Genomic DNA, 10653 nt, shown 5'->3' on the forward strand with positions numbered 1-10653 from the left:
CCCGGAGCTCAGGCGTTTCTACCGAAGGGCCATCAAACAGCGTTTGACCAACGGATTGGCTGGCGACGCCCATAAGCGAGACAGCAGTGAGGAGAAGCTCTGTTGCACAAATCCACACAGGGGATTCATGTCGTGAATCCAGCGTGATAGCTGGAGGCCATGAGCAGACCGACACCCCCGGCCTACAAGACCAGGAACTGGCCCAGCTACAATGAAGCGCTCAAGCGCCGTGGCTCGCTGACGATCTGGTTCGATCCCGCCATGACGTGGGAGGCCGCGCCGACCGGCAAGCGTGGCCGCCAGCCCGACTACAGCGATGCCGCGATCCAGACCTGCCTGACGATGAAAGTGCTGTTCGGGATGGCCCTGCGGCAGACGACCGGGTTCGTCGAGAGCCTCTTATGCCTGATCGGCCTGGACTGGGCCGTGCCTGACTTCAGCACGTTGTCGCGGCGCCAGGGTGAGATGGGACCGTGGCCGCAGTGCGGCCGCGTCAGCCCATCGAACGCTGAAGGTGAACATTCGCTACCGCGGCTCGGACGGCCCGCTGCACCTGCTGGTCGACAGCACCGGGATCAAGGTCGAGGGCGAAGGGGAATGGAACGCCCGCAAGCACGGCGGCAGCAAACGCCCCTCGCCCCGGTTTCTCGAACCGGTGGCGAAACCGTGGCTCGACTGGCGCAAGATCCACATCGGCATCGACGAGACGGCGGAGGATCAGGAAACGGTCCGGTGGACCGTTTCCCTGACGACGGCTGGAAATCCGCGCCGCCGAGTTCACCACCAGCGACATGGGCGACGTCGAGCCGGTGAGCGCCACCGGTTCGAGCGAACCGGCGAGGGATGCTGCCCGAGCTGCTGGACCAGACCCGGCCCGAGCAGGAGATCGCCAGCGTCACCGCCGACGGCGCCTTCGACACCCGCAAGTGCCATGACGCCATTGCCGCCCGAGGTGCCGCGGCGATCATACCGCCCCGCAAGAACGCGAAGCCCTGGAAGCCCGACACCGCCGGGGCCATAGCACGCAACGAAATCCTGCGCACATCGAAGCGCCTCGGTCGAACCATCTGGCGACGATGGAGCGGCTATCACCGCCGAAGCCGCGCCGAGACCAAGATGCACTGCGTCAAGCGGCTCGGCCAACGCCTCTCCGCACGCGAGTTCGACCGCAGGTCGCCGAGCTCCAGGTCTGTGTCGCCGTCCTCAACGGCTTCACCGCACTCGGCACACCCATCACTGAGGTCGCGGGATAGGTCCGTCCGGGAATAGGGGAGCCCTGACCTTCAAACGATTTGTGCAATGAAGCCCCGCCGTGGCATCCTGATCAAGCAATCCCGCGCCGACCATCACGGTGACGATCAACGCCACCTACTCCACGCCCAAGGACAGCGTTCCCGTTTTTGCCGAAGCAATAGGAATCGATTTCTTGTTTGATACCGATCAACGCAGATTTTCGGCGTGTAGGACAGAGAAGGCCGAATAGTTTGAGGGGAGCTGGAGATGATCATGGTTTCTCGCCGTACCGCCTTGGGGACCGGAATTGCGCTGGCCGCGGCAGGGGCGGTCGGCTACGGCCTCTGGCCGCGGATGGACTCCTACCTTGAGGAGGCGGAGCGACAGCGGAAGCTCCTCGCGTCCGATGCCGGACTGCCGGAGTTGGTCCGCATGGCGACGCTTGCGTCCAACGGCCATAACACGCAGCCTTGGAAGTTCCGACTGGCTGACGGTCAGGTCAGTATCCTGCCGGATCTGACGCGGCGGACTGCCGTCGTCGACCCGGACGACCACCACCTTTATGTCAGCCTGGGCTGCGCAGCCGAGAACCTGATACTGGCTGCGGCTGCACAGGGCCAGGTATCCGATCTGACGATTCACCCTGGGGCAGAGACGCGGATCGACATCGCGCTGTCAGGGTCGGCACCCGACGTCGGGCCGCTCTACCAGGCGATCCCGCTTCGCCAGTCCACTCGGTCGGTTTATGACGGGCAGCCGGTTTCTGCCGAGGACCTTGCACTTCTGGAAGCGGCGGCACGGGAAGAGGGTGTGTCGGTGCTGATCTTCACCGATGCGGCGGACCGCGAGGCGATCCTGGAGCATGTGGTGCAGGGCAACGCCGCGCAGATGGACGACCCGGCCTTCGTGCAGGAGCTTGCCGACTGGCTGCGCTTCAGTCCGGCCTCGGCCGTGGCGCTGGGCGATGGGCTCTTCTCGGCCTGTTCGGGCAATCCGGTCGCGCCCGAGTGGATCGGTCGGCAGATGTTCCGGTTGTTCTTCACCAAGGCGGCCGAGACCGACAAGTACCGCGACCATGTCCGGTCCTCGGCCGGGATCGCAGTGTTCGTCGGGGACCGGGCGGACCCCGAGCACTGGATCAGGGTCGGTCGCAGTTTTCAGCGCTTCGCGTTGCAAGCGACGGCCCTTGGCATTCGCACCGCGCATCTGAACCAGCCGGTCGAGGTTCCCGCGATCCGCGGGGAGTTCGCGCGCTGGCTGGGGCTGCCCGAGGCGAGGCCGGATTTGGTGATCCGCTTCGGGCGGGCGCCCGCGATGCCGATGTCCTTGCGCCGCCCGGTCAGCGCGGTGCTGGCGTGAACGCGGGTCGCGTCCGGTGGCAGCCATGCCCCGCCTGACCCGCCGCAGGGCCATGGCGGCGATGGTCGGGCTTGGCCTGCTGGCTGCGGGCGTCGGGGGGGCCGTCTGGCGGCCTTCGCCGAAACTGATCAGGTCGGACTGCAAGGGAGACCAGGCAATGACGGACAAGGTTCTTGTGGCCTATGCCACGCGCACGGGATCGACCGCCGAAGTGGCCGAGGCGATTGCCAAGCGGTTCTGCGCGGCTGGATTGGCCGCCGAGGTCCGGCAGGTGGATCAGGTGGCCGGGCTGGAGGGCTATTCCGCCGTCGTGCTGGGGAGCGCGGTACGTTTCGCGACCTGGCTGCCCGAGATGACCGGCTTTCTCTCGGCGCAGCGCGCGGCGTTGGCGAAGGTGCCGGTCGCGTTCTTCACGATGCACATGCTGGCGCTCGGGGAAGATGCCGCGGCCCTGGCCGAGCGGGCGCGGTACACCGCCAGCGCCCGAGCCATCGTCACGCCGGCGGACGAGGTGTTCCTTGCCGGCAAGATCGACCCCGCACGCCTGTCGCTGATCGACCGTCTGCTGGTCCGGATGGTGAAAGCGCCGCTGGGGGACCGGCGGGATTGGCAGAAGATCGACGCCTGGGCCGACAGCCTGGTGCGGCGTCTGGCGATCGGGTGACAGGATGACCGCGCGACGCCGCGTGCTTCTGGGGCTTGGCGGGCTGGCACTGGCCGGGGCCGGCTATGCCGCCGGCGCCTTCCGCGAGGCGAGGACGCAGGCTGACACGCGGCTTTTCGGCCAGGCCGAGGTGATCGGCAGCCGGGCGGGGGCGCTGGAATATGCGGTCGCAGGCGACGGCCCGCCGCTCATGATGATCCACGGCACCGGCGGCGGGTTCGATCAGGGGCTGCTCTTCGGCGCCGGCCTGCGCCGCCGCGGCTTTCGCATCGTCGCGCCCTCGCGCTTCGGCTATCTGGGCAGCGCCTTTCCCGACGACGCCTCGCCCGCGCAGCAGGCGGATGTGCTTGTGGGTCTCCTCGACCACCTGGAGATCGACCGGCTGCCCGTCGTCGGCGGATCGGCCGGGGCGCTGACGGCGGCCGAGTTCGCCCTCCGCCACCCCGACCGCTGCACCGTTCTGGGGCTTCTGGTCCCGGCGGCGAACCTGACCAACCGCGATCCGGTGGCCTTTACCGCGGTGCAGCGGATGGCGGTCGACGCGGTGTTGGGCTCGGACCTGTGGTTCTGGGCGCTGGCGCGGCTGGCACCTGGCCAGATGATCCGCACCCTGCTTGCCACCAATCCGGCCTTGCTGGACCAGGTGGACGCGGCCGAGCGCCGCCGCGCCAAGGCGATCCTGGACCAGATCTTCCCGATCAGCCGCAAGGCCGACGGCCTGCGGACCGACGGTTTCTGGGCCGGGACGCCCACGACCACCGCGCATGACCGGATTGCAGTGCCCACGCTGATCCTATCCTGCGAGGACGATCTTTTCGGCACCGCCGCGACCGCCCGGCTGCTGGCGGAACGGATTCCGGGGGCGGAGCTGACGGTCTATCCGACCGGCGGGCATATCTGGCTTGGTCATGACGATGACGTGGCCGACCGGATCGCGCGCTTCCTTCGGGCGGGAGAGACCGGGTTTGCGAAAGGAGACAGCCCATGAGGATAAGACTGATGATCTGGATTCCGGTTACATTTCTCGTCGTCGCCGCGGGGCTTGCCGCCTACTTGTGGACCACCAGCCTGTCGCGCAAATTCGAGACGCGGAAGGTCGAGGTGGCAGCCGTCCCGCGCGAGGAGCAGGCCGTGCTGACCGAGGCCGACATCGCGCATCTGCCGCCCCCGGTGCAACGCTACATCGCGTTGACGGGATCGATCGGGCGCCCCGTAGTCACGGAGATCACCATGCGGTTCGAAGCAACGATGTTCGACGCCCCGGGCGCGCCCGGCATGACCGGCCCGGTGGAGCAGTTCGAACGCTTCGACACGCCCGAGCGGCTCTTTTTCATGACGAGCCGCATGAAGGGGCTGCCGGTCGCCGTGCTGCACGACTTTTCGACCGAAGGGGCGACGATGACGGTGCGTCTTGCCGGTCTTTTCAATGTGGTCGAGCTGGCCGGCCCCGAGGCGACCCGGACGGAGACCGTCACGATCCTGAATGATCTGGCGTTCTATGCTCCCTCGCGCTTGGCCGACCCGCGCCTTGCCTGGACCGCGATCGACGACACCCGCGCCCGCGTGGCCTTTACGCTTGGCCCGAACACGGTCTCGGCCGAGTTGGTTTTCAACGCTGCGGGCGAGTTGGTCGACTTCATCTCCGATGACCGCGGCATGTTGGCAAAGGATGGCTCTCTGCGCATCCTGCGCTGGTCGACGCCCTTGCGCGACTACCGCGACTTCGGCGGCTGGCACGTTGCCAGCGGGGGCGACGCCATCTGGCACCTGCCCGAGGGGCCTTTCACCTACGCCCGGATGCGCCTGACGGGATATGAAGCAAAGTGAAGGATGAAGAACCAAGTGGTGCAGCCAAAGGTTCGCCCGGAAAGGGGAAGATGCCGATGAGACACCTGACCGCCTGCCTTGCTCTGGCTTGCAGCATCGCTGTTCTTCCTGGCCAGGCGATGCCCGATGCCCTGATCACGGATGTCACGCTGGTTGACGTCGAGACCGGGGCCCTGACGACCGGCCAGTCGGTGTTGATCGAAGGCACGACCATCGCCGCCATCGGCCCCGACCTTGCCGCCCCGGACGGCACGCCGCTGCTGGATGGACGGGGCGGCTTTCTGATCCCCGGCCTCTGGGACAGCCATGTCCACATCTTCTCCACCCCGACGGAACCCGACACCGCGCTGCCGCTCTATCTGCTGAGCGGGGTCACCGGCATCCGCGACATGGGCGCGCTCTGGCCGATCGCCGAGCAGCAGGCGTTGCAGACGCGGATCGAGACCGGGGCGGTTGCGGGGCCACGGCTGGTGCTCTCGGGGGCCTGGGTCGATGCCAGCCCCGGATCCTGGCCCGGCATGTTCCTGGCCGATACGCCGGACGCAGCGCGGGCGGTGGTCGCCCGGATCGCGGCGGAAGGCTGGGCGGCGGTGAAGGCCTATTCCATGCTGGACGAGGCGACCTATCTGGCGCTTGCCGGGGCCAGCCGGGATGCGGGCCTGCCCCTCGTGGGGCATGTCCCGGAACGGGTCGCGCTGGGCACGGCTCTGGCTGCGGGACAGGCAGGGATCGAGCATTTCGGGCGGGTGACGATGGCCTGTTCGACCGCCGAGGACCGGATGCTGGAGGATCTGCGGTCGGTCATGGCTTCGGGTGGCACCCGCGACGCGGTGTTTTCCGTCATGGCCGCCCGCAACCGGATCATCCTGGACAGCTGGGACGAAAGCCTGTGCCGTCGGGTGCTGGCCGACATGGCCCGCGCGGGGATGCATGTCAGCCCGACGCTGGTGGTAGCGGGCTTCTACGTCGGCGACCGGCCGGCCGCGGACAGCCCGCGGGTCCGGATGCTGCCGCCCGCGGTGCGCGCGGCCTGGGCCGGCCCCGACTTCCGGCTGGAGGCGATGACGGACGAGGTGCGCGCCCTTGCGGCGCAGTCGATCGCGCTTGACCACCGGACCTTCCTTCTGGCGCAGCGGGCGGGTGTGCCGATCCTTGCCTCGACGGACGCGTCCTTTGCCAACCCTTGGCTCTTCCACGGCTTCTCGCTGCTGGACGAGCTTGATCTTTACGTCGAAATCGGCCTGACCCCGCGCGAGGCGCTCTACACCGCCATTGTTGCTCCGCCCCGGTTCTTCGCGCTGAAGGACCAGGACGGCAGCATCGCACCGGGGCGGCGGGCCGATCTGGTCCTGCTGGACACCAATCCGCTGGAAGGCCTTGCGCCGCTGCGCCGCCCTCAGGCTGTCATAATCGGTGGGCGCGTACTGGACCGGCAGGCCCTTGACGAGATGGAAGCGCGGCTCTTGGACCAAGGCGAATAGCCATGCCGAAGCGAGGGATCGGAGCGGAAAAATGGCACCTGACCAAAAGAGCGGACCCAAAGCGGGCGACCGATCACAGTCACGGGTCAAACGAGCCATGACGGTTGTTGTCTTATCCCTGACGGCGGTCCTTCTGATCGGGGTGGGTTATCTCTTCGCCATCAGCCCCGGCCGCCCGGCCCCGCTGCGCGATGAAGCTGGCAACTCCATACCCGGCAGCCTTTCTGAACGTGTGACGGTCCAGATCGGCGGCATCCCGCAAAGCATGATCATCCAGAGTGTCGATCCCGCGAACCCGGTGCTTCTCTTCCTCCACGGCGGCCCCGGCATGACCGAGTTCTTCATGGAACTGGACTATCCCACGGGTCTGGAGCGCCATTTCACCATGGTCTGGTGGGAACAGCGCGGCGCGGGCATGTCATTCTCGGCCGATATCCCGCCCGAGACCATGACCATGGACCAGATGATCTCGGACACGATCGAGGTCGCAGATTACCTGCGCAAGCGTTTCGGACAGGACCGCATTCTTCTCGTCGGCCACTCGTGGGGCAGCTATCTTGGCATTCAGGTCGCAGAAAAGGCACCCGACCGCTTCCTCGCCTATGTCGGCATGGCCCAGATCGTCCACCAGCTCCTGTCCGAAGTCATGGCGCATGACTTCCTGCTCGGCGCCTACAAAGCGCGCGGCGACGCGGGCATGGTCCGCAAACTCGAGGCCGCGCCCGTCAGCATGGAGGACGGTCTCTCGCCCGCCTGGATGCGGCTTCGCGACGCTGCCATGCACGGGGTCGGCGTCGGGCACACGCGCGATATCGACTCGGTCGTTACGGGCATCTTCCTGCCGGTCTGGCGTGTCCGGGCCTACACCGTCATGGACAAGATCAACGTCTGGCGCGGCAAGCTCTGGTCGCGGCCGTTCTTCTGGGAGGATATGCTGCGGGATGACCTCGCCGCACGGCTGACCGAGTTCCATGTGCCAATGTACTTCTTTGTCGGTCGGCATGACCGGACGGTCAGTCCAGACCTGTCCCGCACATACTTCGATGCGATCGACGCTCCGATCAAGGGACTCTACGTTTTTGACAACTCGGCTCACAGCCCGCTATTTGAGGAGCCTGAGCGTGCGACAAGGATATTGCTTGAGGACGTCCTGCAAGGGGCAAACGCACTTGCCGATGCCAAAAGGAGTGTCGGCTTGGGGGGCGTCCATGATGAGTGAGTTGGCGGGGCGCACAGGTTTGAAAAAAACAGAACGCAAGAATTTGGTTCGGAACTCTTAGTGCGTAAAGCTGGATAGAGCTACGTCGAATCAATAGTCCGTCTCGACATAGACCCCGGCACAGTCGTAGGCGACGGCGGCCGCGGTCGCGCCAGTGTTCATGAACAGCCGCGGCGACAGGAATTGCGTGTTCGCAGGCAGGTCGGCGGTGATCTCCTGCTCGAAGACCGCGCCAGAGACCTCGTCGACGACGCGCACCCAGGCGGATGACCCATTTGGTGGCGCCGCGATGAACAGGGTCAGCACGCCACCGGTGGCAATGGCGAAGGACGCGCCCATGTCCGTCAGCGTCGGCGCGCCGGTGCCGTCGTTCGCCACCAGTTGCCAGCGGGTATGCGTGCCGCGCTGGAAACCGATACCAATGCAGTTCACCACGGCGGCGAGTGTCAACGTGGTGGCCAGCGCGGCGGTCGACCCGTAGAGGCCAAAAAACCCCATGCCCGTTGCCTGCAGGGTCGTGAGGGACAGGCGCGTGACGAAGGTCCAGCCGCCGAGGCCCGCCGCGTTCCCGCGCCAGCAGGCCCAGCCTGCGGAACGCTGGTCGGCCACCGAGTCCGCCACGGCCGCCGAGGTCAGCCGCCAGCGACGCATCGAGGCTGCAAGGTTCGTGGCGGCCAGCGTCGGGTGCGAGACGGTCCCGACCGAAGTGATGGGCAGGCCTTCGCCGGTGATCGTCGTGCCGGTCGATGGCGCCCAGTTGGCGATGCGGTTCACCCCGAAATGCGGCTGCAGGGGAAAGTCCCGCCCCGAGGGGCGCATGACATCGATCCACGGCGCCCCGGCGCGGTTGCGGGCGTAGACGGCGGCCTTCCCTGCGGGCGGCGGGGTCGGCGCAGCGCTCAGCCCCGGCAGAACGGTCGGCTGCGGCAGTTCCACCTGGCCGCTGGTGCGATCGATCCGGATCGCGTCGAAGAAGGCCGAGCCATCCGGGCTGACCTTGAAGCTGAAGTCGTCGTTGCCCAAAAGGCCGATCAGCGCCCGCGCTGAGAAGCCGGTCTTGAACGCGAAGGCGGCATCGTTCCCGGCCGCAGCCTTGTTGACGGTAGCCTCGATCCCGGCACCTGCGTTGTTCAGCAGCACGGCCGGGGTGTTCACCGACAGCCGGTTGTAGCTATCGGCCGTGGCCCCACCGAGGCCCAGAAGCTGCGCGGTCAGGTTGGCCTGGGGCATGCCGACCTGCGTGACGCTGTTCGCGAAGGTCACGGTGGGCGTGTTGATGACGGTCGTGCCGCCCGCGCCAGCCGTCGCGGAGCCGATGTTCACGACCGTGGTCGATCCGGAGGCACCGCCGGTGCCGAGGTTGACGGTCTTGGTCGTGCCGGTCGTCGTGGCACCGATCCCCATGCCGTAGGTTGCGGTGCCGGTGGACGTGCCGATGGTCGCAGTGGCCCCGGATGTCGTCACCGTGCCCGAGGCGGTCAGAGTCCCCGAAAACGTCTTGTTGCCGGTGAAGGTCTGGGTGCCCGCGAGGATCGCCAGTTCCGACGAGGTATTGGGCAGCGTGAAGCTGCGCGTGGTGCCTGTTGTGATCCCCACCAGCGAGAAGGTGGCCTTCTTCGTCGGATCGGCGTCGTTGACCAGGCTGAACACGGCGTCCGAGACGTCGCGCGGCTCGCCCACCACCGTCCAGGTGCTGCCGGTCCAGACGAGAAACAACCCCTCGGCCGCGACCCACACGAGCCAGCCGGTGCGCGGTACGAGCCGGATCCACGCGCCGTCCACCCAGAAGGCGATGTTCAGATCCCACCCTGCCCAGAGGCCGGTCGCGCCAGAGGCCACCAGATGGCGGTTGCCGTCAGCCGGGCTCGCGGGCGGTGCGATGCGCGTGCGGTCGAGGACCGAGAGCTGCACCATGGCATCGAGCAGGCGCAAAGCCTCGTTGTGGGTGACATGCTTCTGCGCCTGCGCCGCCAGGAGATAGGGCAGGCCCAGATGGGTCGTGGTGTCGGACATGGGGGTTCCCGCGAGTTGGGATCAGAATTGCAGCGTCACAGACGCGGGCGTGCCGCGGCCAAGGCGGTTCGAGAGCTGGAAGATGCGGATCGCCAGCGTCTGCCCCGGCCCGAGCGGCGCGCCCCAATCGGCGGTCTGTTGCGCTGCGAAGTNCCCCGGCCCGAGCGGCGCGCCCCAATCGGCGGTCTGTTGCGCTGCGAAGTAGGGGACAGAAGTCGTGCTGCTGGTCAGTGTCCGCTTGATCGCAGCGCCGTCGAGGATCTGGACGTCGTAGGATTCCTGGTCCTCGGCCAGTGGCACCTCGACCTGTTCCCAGGCATCGGCGACCAGCGTGCGGGATCGACGCGTCCAGCGGATGGTCAGATCGCCCGGACTGCGCGCGATCCGCCAGGGCTGTTCGACATGGACCGGGGCGAAGGGCACGAGGCCCCGCCCGGTCGGAGTGAACCCCAGCGCGGCATAGCTGTTGTCGCTCACCGCGCGTGCAGCCGGGCCCACGCGCCAGTTCCACGGCAGTCCAAGATCGGCCTGGGCGATGGGCAGCGAGGACAGCGCTGTGTCGAGGACCACAACCCGCGCCCCGACGGGGGCCGGGTTACCCATCGCGTGCTCTGTCCCGCGCTGGCCACGCAGCAGGCGGGTCAGGCGGTAGCGGCCAGGCGCGATCAGTGCGGCCTGGCCCGCCTGCACGATCTCCCATTGGCCAGCGACACTCTCGACCGCCAGCGCATTGGCCCCGCCGAATAGCGCGACGTCGGTCACGCTTTCCAGCGTTCCGGACAGCAGATCGACCACCAGCGCATTGCCGTGATCGAAGCGCGAGGTCGGCCCCGGAAAGAAGTCGAAGGCCAGCGTGC

At 67.2% G+C, this 10653-nt stretch carries 7 protein-coding genes and 2 pseudogenes; 7 read left to right on the plus strand and 2 right to left on the minus strand.

Going from position 1 to position 10653, the window contains the following annotated elements; genetic code table 11:
• Positions 1-159: 159 nt before the first annotated feature.
• From EZM81_RS17375 to EZM81_RS17405, 7 genes and pseudogenes are all read left to right on the plus strand, one after another.
• A pseudogene (locus EZM81_RS17375) lies at positions 160-1253 on the plus strand (IS5 family transposase).
• A 253-nt stretch (positions 1254-1506) separates the two neighbouring features.
• Entirely contained in the window at positions 1507-2592 is a 1086-nt protein-coding gene (locus EZM81_RS17380; protein WP_248298270.1) for a nitroreductase family protein, read from the plus strand.
• A gap of 25 nt (positions 2593-2617) precedes the next feature.
• On the plus strand, positions 2618-3256 hold the full coding sequence (locus tag EZM81_RS17385) for a flavodoxin domain-containing protein (RefSeq protein WP_136646642.1): 639 nt from the start codon (positions 2618-2620) through the stop codon (positions 3254-3256).
• Positions 3257-3260: 4 nt separating this feature from the next.
• Positions 3261-4244, plus strand: a complete 984-nt coding sequence (locus tag EZM81_RS17390) for an alpha/beta fold hydrolase (RefSeq protein ID WP_136646643.1) — start codon at positions 3261-3263, stop codon at positions 4242-4244.
• Entirely contained in the window at positions 4241-5083 is an 843-nt protein-coding gene (locus EZM81_RS17395) for a DUF6544 family protein (RefSeq protein WP_136646644.1), read from the plus strand. The genes EZM81_RS17390 and EZM81_RS17395 overlap by 4 nt, the downstream gene beginning before the upstream one ends.
• A 56-nt stretch (positions 5084-5139) precedes the next feature.
• A complete protein-coding gene (locus EZM81_RS17400) occupies positions 5140-6564 on the plus strand; it encodes an amidohydrolase family protein (RefSeq protein ID WP_169052407.1) in 1425 nt (474 codons plus the stop codon).
• A gap of 97 nt (positions 6565-6661) precedes the next feature.
• Entirely contained in the window at positions 6662-7783 is a 1122-nt protein-coding gene (locus EZM81_RS17405) for an alpha/beta fold hydrolase (protein WP_169052408.1), read from the plus strand.
• Between the two features lie 90 nt (positions 7784-7873).
• On the opposite strand, the gene EZM81_RS17410 is transcribed toward EZM81_RS17405, so the two are convergent.
• Positions 7874-9796, minus strand: a complete 1923-nt coding sequence (locus EZM81_RS17410; RefSeq protein WP_136646647.1) for a DUF2793 domain-containing protein — start codon at positions 9794-9796, stop codon at positions 7874-7876.
• A gap of 21 nt (positions 9797-9817) precedes the next feature.
• A pseudogene (locus EZM81_RS17415) lies at positions 9818-10653 on the minus strand (hypothetical protein); the annotation flags it as partial.

The sequence above is a fragment of the Tabrizicola sp. YIM 78059 genome, from assembly GCF_004959785.1.
GTDB lineage: Bacteria > Pseudomonadota > Alphaproteobacteria > Rhodobacterales > Rhodobacteraceae > Tabrizicola > Tabrizicola caldifontis.